The 19,597-nt window shown below is 35.6% G+C and carries 17 protein-coding genes; 2 read left to right on the top strand and 15 right to left on the bottom strand.

Annotated features, from left to right (window positions below):
* Positions 1–254: 254 nt before the first annotated feature.
* The 7 genes from dtd to ACTSKG_RS01580 form a co-directional block, all read right to left on the bottom strand.
* Positions 255–692, bottom strand: a complete 438-nt coding sequence (gene dtd / locus ACTSKG_RS01610) for a D-aminoacyl-tRNA deacylase (RefSeq protein ID WP_464756418.1) — start codon at positions 690–692, stop codon at positions 255–257.
* 13 nt (positions 693–705) lie between these two features.
* Positions 706–2,898: a RelA/SpoT family protein gene (locus ACTSKG_RS01605; RefSeq protein ID WP_464756417.1), complete on the bottom strand. Its 2,193-nt coding sequence runs from the start codon at positions 2,896–2,898 to the stop codon at positions 706–708.
* A gap of 245 nt (positions 2,899–3,143) precedes the next feature.
* The gene (locus ACTSKG_RS01600) at positions 3,144–3,656 is read right to left on the bottom strand and encodes an adenine phosphoribosyltransferase (RefSeq protein ID WP_387583936.1); all 513 of its coding nucleotides are present in this window, start codon (positions 3,654–3,656) and stop codon (positions 3,144–3,146) included.
* 12 nt (positions 3,657–3,668) lie between these two features.
* Positions 3,669–5,999 carry a single-stranded-DNA-specific exonuclease RecJ gene (gene recJ / locus ACTSKG_RS01595; protein ID WP_464756416.1) on the bottom strand — a complete coding sequence of 777 codons (2,331 nt, stop codon included), beginning with the start codon at positions 5,997–5,999 and terminating at the stop codon, positions 3,669–3,671.
* A 423-nt stretch (positions 6,000–6,422) separates the two neighbouring features.
* On the bottom strand, positions 6,423–6,773 hold the full coding sequence (locus ACTSKG_RS01590) for a LapA family protein (protein WP_464756415.1): 351 nt from the start codon (positions 6,771–6,773) through the stop codon (positions 6,423–6,425).
* A gap of 83 nt (positions 6,774–6,856) precedes the next feature.
* On the bottom strand, positions 6,857–9,124 hold the full coding sequence (secDF, locus tag ACTSKG_RS01585) for a protein translocase subunit SecDF (protein WP_464756414.1): 2,268 nt from the start codon (positions 9,122–9,124) through the stop codon (positions 6,857–6,859).
* Between the two features lie 210 nt (positions 9,125–9,334).
* Positions 9,335–9,649, bottom strand: a complete 315-nt coding sequence (locus tag ACTSKG_RS01580) for a post-transcriptional regulator (RefSeq protein WP_464756413.1) — start codon at positions 9,647–9,649, stop codon at positions 9,335–9,337.
* A 91-nt stretch (positions 9,650–9,740) separates the two neighbouring features.
* Here ACTSKG_RS01580 and ACTSKG_RS01575 point away from each other — a divergent pair, with 91 nt between their 5' ends.
* The gene (locus tag ACTSKG_RS01575; RefSeq protein WP_464756412.1) at positions 9,741–11,267 is read left to right on the top strand and encodes a putative polysaccharide biosynthesis protein; all 1,527 of its coding nucleotides are present in this window, start codon (positions 9,741–9,743) and stop codon (positions 11,265–11,267) included.
* Here ACTSKG_RS01575 and ACTSKG_RS01570 read toward each other — a convergent pair.
* The 8 genes from ACTSKG_RS01570 to safA all read right to left on the bottom strand — a co-directional run bounded on the left by ACTSKG_RS01570 (position 11,251) and on the right by safA (position 18,546).
* Positions 11,251–11,889 carry a DUF421 domain-containing protein gene (locus ACTSKG_RS01570; protein WP_464756411.1) on the bottom strand — a complete coding sequence of 213 codons (639 nt, stop codon included), beginning with the start codon at positions 11,887–11,889 and terminating at the stop codon, positions 11,251–11,253. The two genes, ACTSKG_RS01575 and ACTSKG_RS01570, sit on opposite strands and share 17 nt — an antisense overlap.
* 71 nt (positions 11,890–11,960) lie before the next feature.
* A complete protein-coding gene (gene yajC, locus ACTSKG_RS01565) occupies positions 11,961–12,224 on the bottom strand; it encodes a preprotein translocase subunit YajC (protein ID WP_464756410.1) in 264 nt (87 codons plus the stop codon).
* A gap of 43 nt (positions 12,225–12,267) precedes the next feature.
* Positions 12,268–13,407, bottom strand: a complete 1,140-nt coding sequence (gene tgt / locus ACTSKG_RS01560; RefSeq protein WP_464756409.1) for a tRNA guanosine(34) transglycosylase Tgt — start codon at positions 13,405–13,407, stop codon at positions 12,268–12,270.
* Positions 13,408–14,448, bottom strand: coding sequence for a tRNA preQ1(34) S-adenosylmethionine ribosyltransferase-isomerase QueA (gene queA, locus ACTSKG_RS01555; RefSeq protein ID WP_464756408.1), 1,041 nt, complete (start codon positions 14,446–14,448; stop codon positions 13,408–13,410). It lies immediately after the preceding gene.
* 14 nt (positions 14,449–14,462) lie between these two features.
* A complete protein-coding gene (gene ruvB / locus ACTSKG_RS01550) occupies positions 14,463–15,476 on the bottom strand; it encodes a Holliday junction branch migration DNA helicase RuvB (protein WP_464756407.1) in 1,014 nt (337 codons plus the stop codon).
* A gap of 527 nt (positions 15,477–16,003) precedes the next feature.
* Positions 16,004–16,624 (bottom strand): Holliday junction branch migration protein RuvA, encoded by a 621-nt coding sequence (gene ruvA, locus ACTSKG_RS01545; RefSeq protein ID WP_464756406.1) that lies wholly within the window; start codon positions 16,622–16,624, stop codon positions 16,004–16,006.
* 104 nt (positions 16,625–16,728) lie between these two features.
* Positions 16,729–17,577, bottom strand: coding sequence for a phosphotransferase (locus tag ACTSKG_RS01540; RefSeq protein ID WP_464756405.1), 849 nt, complete (start codon positions 17,575–17,577; stop codon positions 16,729–16,731).
* Between the two features lie 3 nt (positions 17,578–17,580).
* A complete protein-coding gene (gene safA / locus ACTSKG_RS01535; protein WP_464756404.1) occupies positions 17,581–18,546 on the bottom strand; it encodes a SafA/ExsA family spore coat assembly protein in 966 nt (321 codons plus the stop codon).
* Positions 18,547–18,682: 136 nt separating this feature from the next.
* Between safA and ACTSKG_RS01530 the strand changes: the two genes are divergently transcribed.
* Entirely contained in the window at positions 18,683–19,213 is a 531-nt protein-coding gene (locus ACTSKG_RS01530) for a 3H domain-containing protein (RefSeq protein ID WP_464756402.1), read from the top strand.
* Positions 19,214–19,597 lie beyond the last annotated feature (384 nt).

Here is a 19,597-nt window from a genome sequence, read left to right as displayed (position 1 = left end):
CTTTACGAAAAAAGCTAATTTCATCTTTATACTCTTCTAAAAGAGTAAAAGATGAACGCCAACAATTCACACTATTTTTCTTATTTCTAGAAACTAAAAATGGCGACACTTCTGAGGGAACAGCGTAATCAGAAGACTCCGCAACTCAGCATGAAAGACTAGAAATTCACCAAGTAAGATTATAACGACTGTTTAATCTCAAGCACTTGGAAAAGATTGAAGATCTGTTGGATTTGAGGATACTGGAGCTTTTCTTATGCCTCTAACATGATTGTTACTGGACCATCATTTGTAAAAGTAACGTCCATCATTGCACCAAAGATGCCTGTTTCCACAACAAATCCTTTTTCTCGCAACTTCTTATTAAATAGTTCCCATAATGGCTTTGCTATTTCTGGACGCGCAGCATCGACGAAACTTGGACGTCTACCTTTTCGGGTATCTGCGTATAACGTGAATTGAGAAACCGATAGAATGGAACCGCTAGCTTCGATAATTGAGTGATTCATCTTACCATCCGAATCTTCAAATAAACGTAATCCAGAAATTTTATCAGCTAAATAATTTATCTCTTTCTCACTATCAGTTGCAGTAATGCCAACTAATAATAAATAACCATGGTTGATAGAACCAGTTACCTTCCCGTCAACTGTCACAGTTGCATTTTTGCATCGTTGAAGTAATACCTTCATGATGTTAACTCCTTTAATTAATAATTCGTTGGACCGAATACACATCTGGTAAATGCTTAATCCGATCAGCAACTTTATGCAAGTGGGCAATATTTGTAATCTTAATCGTCATATGGATAGTGGCAATATCATTTTCCGATTTCCCGCTAACAGCTGCGATATGTGTCTTCGATTCATTTACCACTTGTAGTACCTCATTTAACAATCCAGCTCGGTCAAATGCAGATATCTCAATATCAACTTGATAATCTTTTTTCATTGATGTGTCTGTCTGCTCCCATTCCACTTCAATAATGCGTGAATGGGTCTCATCATTTTGTACGTTAGGACAATCCGCACGATGCACAGATACACCTCTACCTTTAGTAATGAAACCAACTATTTTATCTCCTGGTACAGGACTGCAACATCTAGAAAGACGAATAAGCAAATTATCAATGCCCTTTACAATAACTCCAGATTCGGTAGATTTCCTTACAACTGGAGCCTTCATTTCCGTTGTAATTTTTTCTAATGCTTCTTCTTGATCACGTTTTTTCCGCATTTTTTCTGCTAAGCGATTTACTACTTGTTGAGCCGTAATTCCGTTAAAACCTACCGCAGCATATAAATCCTCTTCGCCTGTAAATGCATATTTTTCGCAAACTCTTTTAATATTTTCAGCAGTTAATACTTCTTTTAAGTCAAATTCTTGTGCCCTTATCTCTTTTTCAATTTGTTCCTTACCTTTTATCACATTCTCATCACGAAGCTGTTTTTTAAAAAATTGCTTTATTTTATTTTTCGCTTGAGAAGATTGAGCAATTTTTACCCAGTCACGACTTGGACCAAATGATTGTTTAGAAGTTAATACTTCTATGATGTCTCCAGTTTTTAATTTTGTATCAAGAGGTACCATTTTACCGTTAACTTTTGCTCCGATTGTTTTATTTCCTACCTCTGAGTGAACACGATAAGCAAAATCAATGGGAACAGATCCTGCTGGTAGTTCAATGACATCGCCTTTAGGTGTAAAAACATAAACCATATCGGAAAATAAATCGAACTTCAACGACTCCATAAATTCTTCAGCATTCGACGATTCTTGTTGAAATTCAAGAATTTCTCTAAACCAAGTTAATTTTGTGTCAATGGTTTGTTTGTTCACTTCAACTTTTTTACCTTCTTTATATGCCCAATGCGCTGCAACCCCGTATTCTGCAATATTATGCATTTCTTCTGTACGAATTTGCACCTCTAACGGGTCACCGTTTGGACCAATTACAGTTGTATGAAGTGATTGGTATAAATTTTGCTTTGGCATAGCAATATAGTCTTTAAATCTACCTGGCATCGGTTTCCATAATGTATGAATAACACCTAATACCGCATAACAATCTTTTATACTTTTCACAATTATTCGCATGGCAAGTAAATCATATATTTCATTGAATTGTTTATTTTGAACTACCATTTTTCTATAAATGCTATAAATATGCTTTGGTCTTCCCGATATATCCGCATCAACTTCCATCTCATCAAGTTGTTTACGAATATCATTCATGACATTTGTTAAGTAAGACTCACGTTCCGTACGTTTTTTCTTCATAAAATTTACAATGCGATAATATTGTTGTGGATTTAAATATCGAAGGGCAGTATCTTCTAACTCCCATTTAACTGCAGATATCCCTAAACGATGGGCTAGAGGGGCAAATATTTCTAATGTTTCATTTGAAATACGACGCTGTTTTTCTTCAGGCAAATGTTTTAGGGTACGCATATTATGTAAACGGTCGGCAAGCTTGATTAGTATAATTCGAATATCTTGTGCCATTGCGATAAACATTTTACGATGATTTTCTGCTTGCTGTTCTTCTTTAGACATATATTTAATTTTACCGAGTTTCGTTACACCTTCTACTAATAGGGCTACCTCTTCATTAAACTCCCGAACAATATCTTCTCGTGTATATTCTGTATCTTCCACAACATCATGCAAAAAACCAGCAGCAACTGTTTCTGGATCCATTTGAAGATCAGCAAGAATTCCGGCTACCTGAATCGGATGTAAAATATATGGTTCACCAGAATTACGAAATTGTTCTCGATGAGCATGCTCTGCTAAATTATATGCTTTTTTGACAAATTCAACATGCTCTCCGTTCATATATGTGGAGATAGTTTCGAAAACATCTTCTGCTGTCTTCACTTGATCTTTTGCCATGCAATTCACCTGATTTCGTTATATTTCTAGAATAGTATATAAGCTATATTGTATAAAAAAAAAGATGGACTTGTAAAGTCCACCCTTCGACTGTTGAAAAACGCTCGCATTCTTCGTTGTTAGTATTTTAGAGTCAGCGCATGAACCAAAGTTCTACTCGCTTCTACCTCGTACTACAAACATAGTATGTCAAGCGTTTTAAAAGCAGTCAAAGTTTACCGCCATTTTTGTATTAAGGTTAACCTTTAGTATTGCATCAAAGTACAAATATCGTAATTGTTTAGCTTTTTTCTACCCTCAAGGTATGTTAACTCGATTAAGAAAGCACAACCAACTACAATTCCACCTAGTTCTTCTACTAGTTTAATTGTTGCTTCAATTGTACCACCTGTTGCAAGTAAATCATCAACGATTAATACTTTTTGACCAGGTTTAACTGCGTCCTTATGCATTGTTAATACATCTTTTCCATATTCCAAACCATATTCTGCACGAATAACTTCACGTGGAAGTTTGCCTTCTTTCCGTACTGGAGCAAACCCTACTCCAAGTGCATACGAAACTGGACAACCTATTATGAATCCTCGCGCTTCTGGTCCAACAATAATATCAGCATGTACCTTTTTCGCATATTCTACAATCTGGTCTGTCGCATATTTATATGCCTCACCATTATCCATAATTGTTGTAATATCCTTAAAACTAATACCTGGTTTTGGCCAATCTTCCACTGTTGTTACATATTGCTTTAAATCCATTCTTGCTCCTCCTCAGGAACGGTTTGCTGCTTTTCGCTCTTCAAACCATTGTTTCAGCTCCATATACGGGGCGTATAATAGCTTTTGTTCTAGTTCTATCTTTTTCGCTCGTTGTTTATAAGCTGGTGCTTCAGATAAATCTGTTTTATCCAGATGATCATTTATAACCAACATCCCATTGTCTATTCTAACAAAATTTAGTTCAAAAAACACCTTTGACATAAAATTAATTGTGTTTTGACTCCATCCAGTATGTTTGGATAGCTCATGGATATGTTGTTTTAACGCAAATGATTTTCGTTTTGATAAAAAGGAGAAATACCATTTGAATTGGTCTCTTGAAGGAAGTCCTTCAAAATAGGTAGAATCGGATGAGTAGAAATGTGCATAAATTCTAGACCAATCATGGTATTCCAGTATTTTTTTCAACAATGATTCATCTGAAGGCAAATCTAAAAGAGTTATATAATCCGATTTTATTTGTTGTTCGAATATATCAGAAAATAGCCAAACCTTTTCTTGAATCAATGTTTCAAAATATGAAATGGTTTCTTTATTAAAGGCTACAAAGACACATTTTTCATTAGAGATCATTGGGAGCCAGCGGTTTACTTGACGAATACCCCTAATATCAAACAGTTGCCAATCATTAGTTTTAGTATCTTGTATCATTAATTGAGGTTTTTTACGACCATTCCATTCATTCACTTGTAAATCTCCAATAAATGAAATTTTAGCTGTGGGCGAAATCTCATCTGCTAATTCGCCTTGTCCAAAACCAATTGCATCTAGACTACTAGAACCTTTTTTAAGTTCCATTTTCACGTGATTTTGCGCTGATCCAATTTTTCGAACAGAAGCAACTTCTACCTCTTCAATACAATAGATTGGTTTTGCAAAGTCCATTCCAAATGGAGCAAGTTTTTGTAATGATTCAATTGCATCTGTTGTAATTTCATGCATTTCAAGCGGCACATCAATTAAAACAATTGGAGTTAACTGATCCTCATTCAAACATTCTTTCGCCTGAGCTTGTAATCTATTTTTTAATTCCTCTAATTTTTCAAGTGGTAATGTCATTCCTGCAGCCATAGGATGTCCACCAAAATGCGGGATGATATCACTATTTTTTGAAAGTTCCTTATACATATGAAATCCCTCAATACTTCTAGCAGATCCCTTTACAATCTGTTTTTCTTCATCGATACCTAAAACAATTGCCGGTCGATAATATTTTTCTACAAGTTTTGAAGCAACTATTCCTAGCACTCCAGGATTCCAGTCTTTTTTACCGACAACAATCACACTTGGTCCGTCCAAATTAATTTCATTCTCAATTATTTCTACAGCCTCGTCTGTAATTTGTTTAACTATTGCTTGACGTTCTACATTTTTCTCATTCAACAAGTTAGCGATCGATAAAGCATTCGTAAGATCTTCTGTTAAAAATAATTCTACTCCAGGTGAAGCTTCACCTAACCTACCAATCGCATTTATTCGTGGTCCGAACATGAATCCGATTGTCTCTTCACTAATCGATGCAATTTCTACTCCACTAACTTTCGCTAGTGCTTCTATTGCTACTGAACCTGATCTTTTCATTTGTTTTATGCCTTGCTGTACATAATAACGATTTTCATCGGTTAATGAAACTAAGTCTGCAATCGTACCTATGGCAACTAAATAATATAGCTCGGTCGGTATTTCTCCAGTCAACGCATGCGCTACTTTAAATGCCACTCCAACTCCAGCTAAATGTGAAAATGGATAAGTTGTTCCCTTGAGACTAGGATGAATAATAACATCTGCTACTGGGAGTTCTTCCCCAGGTTCATGATGGTCTGTAACAATGACATCCATCCCAAGATCTTTTGCAAACTGGATTTGTTTAATCCCAGAAATCCCATTATCCACCGTAATTATAAGTTTAACTCCCTCATCAAAAGCTTCTTGAAATAAGCGCTCACTCGGTCCATAGCCATCTATAAATCTATTAGGAATTTTAAAAGTAACGTCTGCTCCCATAGATAATAACGTCAGCATTAGTACCGTAGTACTTGTAATTCCGTCGGCGTCATAGTCACCATAAACCATAATTTTTTCTTGTTGATCGACCGCTCTATGGACTCGCTCTACTAATTGATCCATTCCATTTAGTAAAAATGGATTATGTATATTTTCTTCCGTTAAATGTAGAAAATCAGATGCTTCTGGTACTGATTGAAAGCCTCTAGATACTAAAACTTTTGCACACACTCGAGGTATAGAAAGCTCATTTTCTAAATTGGAAACGAGTTGTTCATCTGGTCTTGAAATACTCCATCTTTTCTTAGATTGAATCATTTTTTCACTTCCTTAATACTTATTATACTACAAGAAGTATATAGCTTGATAAGAAAAGCGCACCTTTAAGTTCATCTTGTCTTCACAAATTCCTGAGTGCTTTGTACGAAACATTGGCTACACTATTACCGGGTAAATTTTTTGTGGATTGAGAAGTGACTGCGTCACTTCTCAATCCACTTTTTTCGGTAATCTTGTGGCGAGTGTTTGTCCGTCTCCCTCTTGGAATTTGTGAAGGCATGATGCGTTTGGTTTGGATAATTAGAGAGAAAATAGTTTCATACTCATTTAAAAGCGGACGAAGATACAATTTCGTCCGCTCAGCGCTTCTCTATCAATGGATGCTATCTATTTTTATTTAGTAACATCTACTTTAATCTGATTCAGGTATACAAAAGGTACGCAAGAGAAAAATAAGAAAATTTAAATCGTTGTATTTTCATCTTTTACAATCACTGAATCCTCAAATTCACTAATTCGATTTTCTTGTTGAGCAACTAATTCGTTTTGAAGTGCGCCGATAGTAGCCTCTTTACTTCTCAACTCTTTCTCTAAATGTTTAACTTTACGCGAAAGCACAAATGAGCGGTATATTGCAACAGAACCACTCAGTAGAGCTCCTAAAAGTGCAGATCCTAAAATGACCAAAATAAGCGGCCACTCTGATGTCCCAAATACATAATTGACCGGAACAGCACCTACATTATAAACAGCAAATAAAGAAATAATTATAGCGAATAATAAACCAAATAATAATGACCATTGAAACTTCATTGTAACACCCCTCTAAATTTTCATAAAAAAATGGAGCAGAATATATACATGATATACCCCGCTCCATCCACCTTACAAATAAATTATACTACCGGCTCATCAGAACCCCATTTTTTCTCTTCTTTTTTCACTTCAATTCCACCAGTTTTACGTAATTCTTTCACTTTTAAATCAAACCAAATTTGGGCTGCGATAAAAATAGAAGAATACGTACCAGCAATTAAACCAATTAATAAAGCGAGTGAGAAGTTTCGAATACCTTCTGCACCAAAAATTAGAAGTGCTACGGTTACTAAAATAACAGTTAACACCGTATTTACAGAACGACCTAGTGTTTGTCTTAAAGATTTATTGACAATTGTCGCAAGCTCATCTTCCGATGTAATCTTTTTACTACGATGTAAATTTTCACGTATACGGTCAAACGTTACGATTGTATCATTTATGGAGTAACCAACAATGGTTAATACAGCTGCTATGAATGTAATATCTACTTCTAAGCGTAAAATACTGAAAATAGATACCATTAAGAATGCATCATGTAGTAATGAAACGATGGAGGCAAACCCCATTCTCCATTCAAAACGGAATGCCACGTAAATAACGATACCTAGAGCTGCAATAAGTAGTGCATATATTGCATTTTTCGCAAGCTCTTTCCCTACCGTAGGGGATACACTACTTACATTTGGCTCTAACCCGAACTGTTGAGTCATTTCAGTTTTTAAAGTCTTAATTTCTGCTTGAGTAAAGTCTTGTTTATAACGAATTACTGCTATATTATTTTTTTCTCCAGAAAGAACAATATCTTCAGAAGGTAAACCAATTTTATCAATTTTGTCTGCTACAAACTCTTTCGTTAATGACTCTGTTGATTGAAGTTCAACTCGGGTACCTTTTGAGAAGTCGATTCCTAAGTTTAGGTGAATAGTACTCAACAGAATTATACCAGCAACTGTTAATACAACAGATAAAGTATAAAATATTTTGCGATTATGAACAAAATCTATTCGGTCAAATTTTGTAGTTAAGTCTAACGTATCAACCTCTTCTTCAGGTGGATGTATTCGTTTTTTGGGAATTCCGAACCAACCTGGTTTATTATCAAAATAACCACTGTGTACAAGTAGTCCTAATAATATTCTCGAAGCCCAAACAGCTGTTATAAATACGACTAAAATACTAATAATTAGTAATGTTGCAAACCCTTTTACAGAACTTGTACCAAAGAAGAATAACACTGCTGCAGCTAGAAGTGTTGTAATATTCGCATCAAAAATAGCGGTGAACGCCTCTTTTGCTCCAGTATCAAATGCCTTTTTAACGGATTTACCAACTCGTAATTCTTCCCTTATTCGCTCATATGTCAGAATATTGGCGTCTACTGCCATCCCCACTCCGAGGACAATCGCGGCGATACCTGGAAGAGTCAATACACCATTAATCCAATCGAAAACTACAAGAATCAAGAAAATATAAACAATTAACGAAATTACTGCTACTAAACCAGGAATACGATAATAGAAAAGCATGAAAATAAATATTGCCGCTACCCCAATAATCCCTGCTAATATCGTACTGCTTAACGCTTGAGATCCAAATTGTGCTCCTACTGATGTAGAAAATATCTCTTTTAAATGAACAGGTAATGCACCAGCATTCAATATACCTGCTAAATTTTTTGTTTCTTCTACAGTGAATGCACCTGAAATTTCTACACTGTCTGAGCTAATTCTTTGTGAAACCCTTGGTGCGGAAGTAAATTTTGGCTTCGGTTTTAAAATCTCCGCAGCGTACGAATCTCCATCTTGATAATCTAACCATATAACTAATACATTGTTTGGCGCAGGTCTTGCTGCTATATCAGAAGTAACCTCTGCAAATTTGTTAGCGTCCTTTAATTGAAGTGTTACAATAGGTTGCCCTTGTTGATTAAAAGCAGCTTTTGCTCCACCTTGTTTCAAATCGTTTCCATCCAGCATTATTTTATCATCTGAATCACGGAAAGTAAGATTTGCTTCTGTAGAAAGAAGTTCTCTTGCTGAGTTTTGATCTTCTACACCAGCAAGTTGTACCCGAATACGATTTCCACCTTCGATTTGAATGCTTGGTTCATTTACACCTATAGCATCAATACGGTTACTTAGTGCTGCTGCGGTATCTTTTACAACTTCATCCGTAATTTTTTGTCCCTCTTTTAAAGGCTCAACTTGGTAAAGAACTTCAAATCCACCTTGTAAATCTAAACCAAGTTTAATGTTATTTAATACTCCTGCAACAGTTGGACTAATTGTCCCTGCAAAAATAACGATGAGTAACAAAAACGCTATTATGCGTCCTCTAGTTTTCATATGTATATTTCCTCCTAAAAAAGCTATAGAAGTCATTCTAATACGATATATATATGATAGTTTATGAGGAGGTAATTCCTCGAACACTTCATAAAACTAGCATTTTACTTCGATTGAATGCTGTCTAGAGCTAAACAATAACTAAACCAAAAAAAACGCAACATATTTATTATGAAACACGATGCGCTTAGTGTCAAATAGCGAATCAATTCATTGCTCTTCTTTTTTATAATTTAATAATAATTGCAACTCTTCTTGATTGATCTCTGAGAACCAGTTAGATGTTTTCGAGTTTTCGATTTGTTCAAACGTCATAAACTCTGCTGGTGATATAGATAGTATATCATTCACTATATTATAAAGCGGTATTTCTGGCACAACTTTCTTTCTCCATTTTTTTGTGATACAAAAATTCCAAATATCCATTTCAGAAACCGTTTTATATTGATAGACTTCAAACTCACTTTTCTTACTTTCTAAAGCAGGTAGTACATGTAAATAAATTTCTTCGTAAGTGATTTTCAAAATACCACACCCCATTTAAAGAATAATGTACCAAGTAGTAAGCATATTGTAATTGTAAACGATGTTCCTGTATTTGAGAAGGAAGTGTTATATGTCTACTTTTTTAAGAGGATCTATTTTATTAATGCTTGCCATATTTTTATCGAAATTTTTAGGTTTTATTTATCGCATGCAATTTGTCCGTTTAACTGGAGAAGAAGCATATGGCATTTATATGACTGCATATCCCGCTTTCATTTTCTTCTTATCTCTTATTCAGCTAGGAATCCCTATAGCAATGTCCAAAATTATTGCTGAATTGAGAACAAGAAATGCTGTTTCGAGTTATTTCTCCGTCATGCGTACATCTGTCATTGTTACTGTAGTATCTATTCTAGCTTTTACTCCTTTTTTCCTTTATGTTACACCATTTATCTCTGAAAATTTATTAAAAAATGATGCCATTACAATGACACTCTATGTATGTATTGCAATTGTACCAATTGCTGCGGCAGGTGGAATCTTAAAAGGATTCTTTCAAGGGATAGCAAGAATTGAGGAGACGGCAGTTTCACAGTTACTGGAACAAATAATACGAATTCTGCTGATTAGTTTTTTACTACCTCTTCTTCTTACTTCAGCTACCCCTAAGGAAGCAGCTGCTTATGCAATGGGAATGTCTTTACTAGGAGAAGTTGCGTCTTTACTTTACTTGAGATGGAAATATGTAAAATGGAAAGCGAAGCAAACTATAAAAAAAGCTTCAAACGCATATCCACTTCCTCCACTTTTTTCTATTGCTCTACCTTCTTCAGGTAGTAAATTATTTGGTTCTTTCACATGGTTTCTAGAGCCCATTATTTTCATCAAAGCTCTAGCAATAACTGGTATAGCAAGTGTGGCTGCAACTACTCTTTATGGGGTTATCTCGGGGGTTTTAGTACCATTATTACTATTTCCTTCTTTTATTCCTTATGCTCTATCTGTCGTTCTAATCCCAGCAGTTAGTGACGCTTTTGCAAGAAGGAACTATTCATTATTAAAAGAAAGAATTCATCTATCTTTGAAATTCTCTACATTAACAGGCTGTTATGCTGCGACATTGTTTTATTTACACGGTGGAGAACTTGTTTCTGTTTTGTTTCATGTTGAAAATGCTACTACGTATATGAAAATTTTGTCACCTATTTTTTTCTTTTATTATATTCAAAGTCCATTGTTCTCTATTTTACAAGCACTAAACAATTCCAAAGCTGCATTTTTAAACTCCCTCTATGGTGGAGTTGGTAAATTACTTTTACTATTTTTCCTTGCCTCACAAGCTTCTATTCAAGAAAAGGGAGCAATCGTTGCAATCGGTTTTGGAGTATTAATCACTTCATTTTTACATATTGCTTCGTTAAAACTGAAAAAAGAAGCACAAATCGGCTTCTCCTTTTTTGCTCTTCCATATGTGATTTTCTTAATAACAATTATTTCACGGCCATTATTGTTCTCTATTGGAGAACGCTCATTAATAGTGGATTGTTTAGTTACATTACTTTACTTAACCGTTGGATTAGTCTTGTTTAAACAAATAAAAAGAAAAGAAGTCAACGTTATTCTACAAATACTTCGTACCTCTAAAAAGAAGTTTTAAGTTGAATATATAATTCGTCATTTTCATAACTACAATAAAAAATCTTTTTTTCATCGTCAATTAACTGTTTTTTTAGTTCTTCTCTCAACCACTTTTCGTCTTTACCAAATCTTTGAAGGTGATCTTGTTGAATATCTCCATCTATAATAAGTGGAAAGACAAATTGTTCACTTTCTTTTTTAAAGATAGACAAATGTCCAGAGGTCTCTAAAAATGCATAAGAAACAGATTGTATAGATCCAATTTGCTGTTCTCTTAACTGTTGTAATAAATCATCTAAATTATATCGTTGTTTTCTCATCTCCTTTTCGTTGATGATTCCATCTTTCATGATTATTGATGGTCTTCCTTCTATTGTATCTCGAAATTTTTTATTTTTTAAAGAAAAATAAGATACACCCATTTGAATGACCAATAATATTATCATTGGTAATATCGCATGTAAAAACTTGCTTTTAAGATCATCCAAAGCAAAAGCTCCGACTTCAGCCATCAGTAAAAAAACGACTAAATCAAATATGCTTAGTTCTCCCACTTCTCTTTTACCCATTAAACGAAGGATAACTAAGATTAACCAGTATAATATAAAAGTACGCATAATAATGATGAGAATATCGTTCATCCTATCACCTCATAGTTACTGTTCCCAATAAAAAAAAACTTACTCATAAATTCTGAGTAAGTTCTTTTTTATTATTGCTCCGAGATAACTCGTCCAACTGCTACGCGTTCAAACTGCAAACGAGTACCATCAGCTACTATTACAAAAATAGTTGTATCATCTACTGCATCTATCTTTCCGTGTAAGCCACCAACTGTAATAATTTGGTCTCCACGTTTTAGATTATTTTGCATTTGTGACGTATTTTTTTGACGTTTTTGTGCTGGTCGTATGATGAAAAACCACATCACTGCGAACATTGCAACAATCGGCAATAAGCCTGTTAAATTTGCCATGTATTTTATCCCCTCCTTTTTATCTATTTATAGTATACAAGAATCAGAAATTTTTTGCATTTGGTTTATTATATCCATACTCTTCAAAAAACTCTTCCTTAAAATCAAGTAACCGATCATCACGAATTGCTTGGCGTACGTCTTTCATTAAATTCATTAAGAAATGAAGGTTATGGAAAGAGGCCAAACGTAATCCAAATGTCTCATCTGCTTTGAACAAATGACGAAGATACGCTCTAGAATAATTTTGACAGGTATAACAATCACACTTTTCATCGATTGGTCCAAAATCACGAGCAAACGCAGCTCCCTTTATAACTAATCTACCTTTTGACGTGAAAAATGTTCCATTACGAGCAATTCGTGTAGGAAGCACGCAGTCAAACATGTCCACCCCTCGAATAGAACCATCAATTAATGAGTCGGGTGATCCAACACCCATTAAGTAACGTGGTTTATTTTCGGGCATCATAGGTGTCGTGAAATCGAGTACTCGATTCATCACATCTTTTGGTTCTCCTACAGAAAGACCACCAATTGCATAACCCGGAAAATCCAATGATACTAAATCTTTTGCGGATTGTCTACGCAATTCTTCATATTCTCCCCCTTGGATAATACCAAATAAGCCTTGATTGCTTGTATTTGTATGTGCTGTTAAACATCGTTCTGCCCAGCGTGATGTACGTTCAACAGACGCTTTCATGTATTCAAATGTTGCTGGGTACGGAGGACATTCGTCAAATGCCATCATAATATCCGAACCTAACGCATTTTGAATTTCCATTGATTTTTCAGGACTTAAAAATAATTTATCCCCATTTAAATGATTGCGGAAATGGACTCCTTCCTCTTCAATTTTACGCATGTCACTTAAACTAAATACTTGAAATCCACCGGAATCTGTTAAAATGGCACGATCCCAGTTCATAAATTTATGCAGTCCACCTGCTTCGCGAATAATATCATGACCTGGACGTAGCCATAAGTGATAGGTATTACTTAATATAATCCCAGCATCCATTCCTTTAATCTCTTCCGGAGACATTGTTTTCACAGTAGCTTGTGTTCCAACTGGCATAAATGTAGGCGTCTCAAAAGAACCATGTGGTGTGTGAACGATGCCAAGGCGAGCTCCTGTTTGTTTATCTTTTTTAATTAGTTCATAAGTTATTGCTGTCATTTAATAGTTCCTTCCTTTTATAAACATTGCATCACCAAAACTGAAAAAGCGATAACGCATTTCTATTGCCTCTTTATATGCTGCTAATATAAAATCTCTAGAGGTAAGAGCACTTACTAACATAACGAGAGTAGATTTGGGCAAATGAAAGTTAGTAATCATCCCATCAATACATTTAAAATCATACCCTGGATAAATAAATATTGATGTCCATCCGCTATCTTCTTCTATCTTCCCATCAAACTTGGTAGCAACTGTTTCCAAAGTTCTTGTCGAGGTTGTTCCCACTGCAACAATTTTCCCGCCAGCTTCTTTCACTTCATTAATCGTTTGTGCAGTTTCTTTTGAAACACGGTAAAACTCCGAGTGCATTTCGTGTTCATCGATTGAATCAACACTAACTGGTCGGAATGTACCAAGTCCTACATGAAGAGTCACATATGCGATCTTAACACCTTTTCCATTTATTTCATCTAAAAGTGACTTAGTAAAATGGAGACCAGCAGTTGGTGCAGCTGCAGATCCCTGTTCTTTTGCATATACCGTTTGATAGCGGTCTCTATCTTCCAATTTTTCGTGAATATATGGAGGCAATGGCATTTCACCTAACTGATCTAAAACTTCAAAAAACAAACCATTGTATTCAAACTTAAATATTCTTCCGCCGTGATCTTTCAGTTCTGTACATACTGCTGTTAATAAACCACTACCAAAAGTAATTTTTGTTCCTACTTTTACCCGCTTAGCAGGTTTCACTAGCGTTTCCCAATGGTCCCCTTCAATCTGAGTTAGCAATAAAACCTCTATATGCGCACCTGTCTCTTCTTTTATTCCCATTAAACGAGCTGGCATTACTTTCGTGTCATTTAAGACTAAACAATCGCCTTCGTTTAATTCACCTAGAATAGCGGAAAATGTTTCATGCTTATATAAATTTTTTGGATAATCCGCAATTAACAATTTACTGCTAGTCCGGTCCAGAAGTGGGGTTTGTGCGATTAACTCTTCTGGTAAATCAAAATCAAAATCTTCTACTCTCATATAGCTTACTTCCTTTACATGTTGTCTTTTTCATTTGGCAATGGAAATCCTAGATGCTCATAAGCAAGTGAGGATACTATTCTTCCCCTTGGAGATCGTTGGATAAAGCCAATTTGCATTAAATAAGGTTCATACACATCTTCAATCGTTGTCGATTCTTCCCCAATGCTCGCCGCAATTGTGTCTAAACCTACAGGACCACCTCTGAACCGTTCAATCATTGCTGTTATTAATTTATGATCAATATGATCCAAACCTCTTGGGTCAACTTGCAAAAGTTCTAATGCCTCTCTAGCTAGATCGATTGAAATATGTCCATTACCTCGAACTTGTGCGTAATCCCTTACACGTTTTAGTAATCGATTTGCAATTCGAGGAGTTCCCCTTGCACGCCTTGCAATCTCTCCTGCAGATTCATAATCAATCGAAGCATTAAATAACTCCGCACTTCTAACCACAATGGATGTTAAAGCCTCTTCATCATAATAATCTAGCCTTAATAATACACCAAAACGATCTCTAAGTGGTGCTGATAATGATCCTGCTCTTGTCGTCGCACCAATTAATGTAAATGGTGGCAAGTCAAGTCGAACACTGCGAGCAGATGGACCCTTCCCAACAACAATATCTAAACAAAAGTCTTCCATTGCGGGATAGAGCACTTCTTCAATGGATCTATTTAAGCGATGAATTTCATCTATAAACAAAACATCACCAGGTTCAAGTGAACTAACTATTGCCGCCAAATCTCCTGGTCGTTCAATAGCTGGTCCACTCGTCATTCGAATTTGAACGTCCATTTCATTTGCAATTACAGCCGCAAGTGTAGTTTTACCAAGTCCAGGAGGTCCATACAATAAACAGTGATCTAAACTTTCACTTCTCATTTTAGCTGCTTGGATGAAAATCTCTAAATTGTGTTTAATCTTATCTTGTCCAATGTATTGCGATAATAATTGTGGTCGAAGCGATTGTTCAAACGGCTCATCAAAATTAGAAACTTCACTCGATATTACACGCTCCGTCATTTCTAGAACCTCCTTTTTTCAAATATCATAAGAAAACTTTTTTAATATTAGGTGAATCAATTTCATAATTAAATTTTGAGTACAACGCGAACAATTTTAAAATGAAATGTATGAATATGTATAATCTACTCTTCATAAATCAGCATTATTTCCGCTATAGGCGGACGCTTTCCGCGGGGTGAGCGATGAGCCATCACCGCCGCATTCGCGTCGTTTGTAATGGCTCATCTGTCTCACTCATCCCGCTGGAGTCGCCGCCTTTCGCTACAATCCATTAAGTGAGTAGTAGTACCTAACATGAATTTTGTGCATACTGATAAAATATAGTTCTCTATCTAATGTTCGTAGGATTTAAATGTCATCAATCTTACTAAAAATTATTATTCGTCCATATATACTAGTTGATTGGAATGCAGTGACGAAGAGACTAAATTCATGCCCGCGAAAAGCGTCCGCCATAGCAGAAAGTAACTAACAAACCTATGCAACTTTTTTTAAGGACCGGGCGTCTTTTTGCCCGTTTTTTCTTATTTACCAGAAAATAATATTTGAAGTGATTTTTTTATGAAATCATCTGTTGTTTTCAGTGATTCGTCTCCTTTTAATATCGGACGAATTTTTGACAATTCACGGTCAGAATACCCTAATGCCGTTAATGCAAGCATAGCTTCTTCTAACTCATGATTTTCTTGGCTCTCGTCAAATAAGGATGGCTCGTCCGTTGTAAAATTAAATTGTTCTATATTTATTAGGTCATTTAATTTTCCTTTTAAATCGAGAATCATTTGTCGAGCAGTTTTTTTACCAACACCAGGAAATTTGACAAGAAATGATTCGTCTTCTCGTTCTATTGCTTGTATTACATGATTTGGCTCACCACTTGTTAAAATAGCTAGTGCTCCTTTTGGACCTATGCCTGAGACAAGGATAAGCTTTCTAAACAACTCTCTTTGGGAAAGATCTAAAAATCCCATTAATTGCTGAATATCTTCTCTTACATGAAAATGTGTATATACTTGAATTATTTCGTCGCTTTTATGAAAAGCAAACGGATTTGGGGTAAATATTTGATAACCAATCCCCTGTTGTTCAACAACAACATACTCAGGTGTAACGCGCGTAACCTGACCTTTTATATAATCATACATATCTTCTATCCCTCACAATCGACAGACCTATTATAGCATAATAGTATAGACAACAAGAAAGAAGGTCGCTCTCTAAACGAGCGACCAACTCTATATTTATTCACTTATAATTTACTTAAATTATAACATAATTTTGGCCATTCCAATAATGCTTTATTTGTATATGGAATTAACTGATCAATAAACTTTTGCTTTCTATCTATTGGCAATGCATAAGCATACAGCCATTCTCTATATAATTCATTCGGATACATCAATGCCTCTTTATGTTTAGAAACTACCTTTTCTAAAGAAGGAAACTCATGAATTAAAAAATAAATATCATAGTCAATTGCAGGAAGCACACGATGTATCCACAAAATGTCTTCCATTTCTTTTGGACCAATTACAGCAAGATCAAAGTCTATCATTTTGTATGCTTTTTGGTTGGTTAAAAAATTGTGATGTACAACATCACCATGCAATATTGTAATTTCTTTATTACCAAATGATTTTATATTATTCAATGCAATTTCACCATATTGAAGAAGTAGCTTAGTTTTATCTACACCTATATAATACTCTACAAAGTAAGAGATCTCTTTCATTTTTAAATAACGGTTTTGCCATTTAGAAATTAAATCAAACTGCCCAAGCAAGTTGTTGTCTTCCCATTTTATCATTCGATTTGTCTCGTGTAACTCTTTCAATAAAGAAAAGACTTCTTTTCGATCTATTTCACTGCCGTAATCAACCGAATGTGTTCCTTTAAACCAAGGTTGTATGATAAAGTCTTCTTGGACAGATTCCATTACAGGTAAAATAAATGGTTTGTCAAGTTGCTGTAGTTCTTGGTGAATTAAGCGAATTTTTTCTGCTTGTTCCACCGTTGAATACTTTTTTACAGAAAAAAGACCATTTTCATTTTCCCATTTCCATACATTCTTTTTTATTTGTCGAATATAATTATTCACTTTTTAAAAGTGATGGTACGGATGTGGTGGACATGGATACACTGGAACATAACATACATGCGTATATGGATTAACCCCGTAAGGTTCCATTAATGGCATCATATTAGGTTCCATGTATGGAAATGGTTGCATTGACTGACAGTGATCACATTGACACATTGGTTCATATTGCAACATTGGTTCACATTGACACATTGGTTCGAATGGCATCATTGGTCCGAATTCAGAAGACTGCTCTTCCATTGCCGGGCTCACATATTCTGGGGTAGGTTGAACTGGTGGAGCTGTTGGTAATGGTGGAGCTGTTGGTAATGGTGGCATTGGTGGCATTGGCGGCACTTGTGCTACAGGACTAACCTCATTCGTTACTTTGATTACTTCTTTTTCATGATCTTCATTGTGAATATTTATATGAATTGATGTAGATTCAATAAGTCTCCAACCCTGAGGGGATGGAGTCATTTCTAACTCGGGTACTGGCATTATATGATAAGGCATAGTGTATGGTTGGATTGGCGGTGCAGGTGGTGCTTGTTGCACTGGTGGAGCAACTGGAACAGGTTGAACTGGCAGGGCTTTATGAATTGGATGAGCCGGTAGAGCTTTATAAATTGGATGAACATGAACTGGATGCGATATATGGACTGGATGGTGTGGGTGATGTGTGTGGTGTGGATGGTGTGGATGAGTTGTATGAACAGGTTGGTGTTTCATTGTAGTTTCATGATGTGGTTGAATCTTGACTTCCTCCTTCTTTACCATTTCTTTTTTAACTGGGCGTTCCTCGCTATATGGATGTCTCGAAGACTCCATTTTTTTCGTTTCAGGAATAAAAATCTTCATCCCTGGCACAATATACTCCGGATTTGCGAGATGAGCATTTAATTTCTTAAGTTCATCAAAGGAAACGCCATAGCTTCTCGAAATTTTCCAAAGAGTATCCCCTTTTTGTACGATATGGATGTGCACAGTTTTCCTCCTTCCTTCCCTTTAAAATATGTATATCAATTTCAAATGGTCACATGTTTTTAAAACAATGTAAGTCCCTTCATGTTAAACTTATGTAAGGATAGTATGCAGTTATGCAAGTTTGGAGGGATTTTTGTTGAAAAAACTTAAAGGTCAAGAAAGAAGAGAATGGATTTTATCTTTTTTAAAAGAACAAAAACAACCTATTACAGGGACAGAATTGGCTAAACTAGCGAATGTCAGTCGTCAAGTAATAGTAAACGATATTACATTATTAAAAGCAACGAACATTCCAATCATTTCTACTAGTCAAGGATATATTCTTATGCCTAACAAAGAAAATATGTTGTATGTCCAAAAACGAGTAGCATGCCGGCATCAATCCAAAGATTCCGAGGATGAATTGCTCACGTTGGTTGATGCAGGTGTAACAGTCGAAAACGTCACAGTAGAACATCCAGTTTACGGAGAAATCACTTCATCTATCATGGTGTCAAATCGCCATGATGTCGAATTGTTTTTAAAGAAGGTAAGAGAAACAGAGGCTTCATTCTTATTAGAGCTTACTTCAGGCATCCATCTTCATCTTCTTTCTGCTCCGAAAGAAGAAACTTTGAATCGAGGAATAGATGCGATTCGAAAAAAAGGATATTTGATTGAGGAATAGAAAAACGAAAGTGTTCCTTAAGAATATCTTGTCTTTACAAAATCTCAAGCACTTGGGGCTAAACAGTAGCTATAGCTATTACAAAAGGAATTTTAGATGGTATCGTCTATAAATGTAGTATAAATAGAGGAAAAAGATGCGAGACTCCGCACGAAGCGCATCGAAGGAGGAGGCTTGATGGTTCGTCCGCGGAAAGCGAGTGTCTTTTTCCTGTTTCTATTTTAAAAGAGGTTGGGACAAAACTCTCCACAAAATAAATAGCCCCGAAAATTTTACGACCAGTAAAGTTTTCGGGGCTTCTATTAAAATTTACCTGTATTTGTTTTCCGTTACGGCGGGCGCTTTCCGGGGGCACGGCTTCAATCTCCTCGTCGCCTTGCTCCT

It is taken from the genome of Psychrobacillus syltrankelensis (assembly GCF_055454035.1).
Note: the sequence above shows the minus strand (reverse complement) of the source record. Positions and strands in the feature narration are given on the sequence as shown.

What these genes read in the sequence shown, in the direction of transcription:
- dtd (WP_464756418.1), bottom strand. Translation starts at nt 692, where the DNA reads ATGAAGGTATTACTTCAACGATGCAAAAATGCAACTGTGACAGTTGAC.
- ACTSKG_RS01605 (WP_464756417.1), bottom strand. Translation starts at nt 2,898, where the DNA reads ATGGCAAAAGATCAAGTGAAGACAGCAGAAGATGTTTTCGAAACTATC.
- ACTSKG_RS01600 (WP_387583936.1), bottom strand. Translation starts at nt 3,656, where the DNA reads ATGGATTTAAAGCAATATGTAACAACAGTGGAAGATTGGCCAAAACCA.
- recJ (WP_464756416.1), bottom strand. Translation starts at nt 5,999, where the DNA reads ATGATTCAATCTAAGAAAAGATGGAGTATTTCAAGACCAGATGAACAA.
- ACTSKG_RS01590 (WP_464756415.1), bottom strand. Translation starts at nt 6,773, where the DNA reads ATGAAGTTTCAATGGTCATTATTATTTGGTTTATTATTCGCTATAATT.
- secDF (WP_464756414.1), bottom strand. Translation starts at nt 9,124, where the DNA reads ATGAAAACTAGAGGACGCATAATAGCGTTTTTGTTACTCATCGTTATT.
- ACTSKG_RS01575 (WP_464756412.1), top strand. Translation starts at nt 9,741, where the DNA reads ATGTCTACTTTTTTAAGAGGATCTATTTTATTAATGCTTGCCATATTT.
- ACTSKG_RS01570 (WP_464756411.1), bottom strand. Translation starts at nt 11,889, where the DNA reads ATGAACGATATTCTCATCATTATTATGCGTACTTTTATATTATACTGG.
- yajC (WP_464756410.1), bottom strand. Translation starts at nt 12,224, where the DNA reads ATGGCAAATTTAACAGGCTTATTGCCGATTGTTGCAATGTTCGCAGTG.
- tgt (WP_464756409.1), bottom strand. Translation starts at nt 13,407, where the DNA reads ATGACAGCAATAACTTATGAACTAATTAAAAAAGATAAACAAACAGGA.
- queA (WP_464756408.1), bottom strand. Translation starts at nt 14,448, where the DNA reads ATGAGAGTAGAAGATTTTGATTTTGATTTACCAGAAGAGTTAATCGCA.
- ruvB (WP_464756407.1), bottom strand. Translation starts at nt 15,476, where the DNA reads ATGACGGAGCGTGTAATATCGAGTGAAGTTTCTAATTTTGATGAGCCG.
- ruvA (WP_464756406.1), bottom strand. Translation starts at nt 16,624, where the DNA reads ATGTATGATTATATAAAAGGTCAGGTTACGCGCGTTACACCTGAGTAT.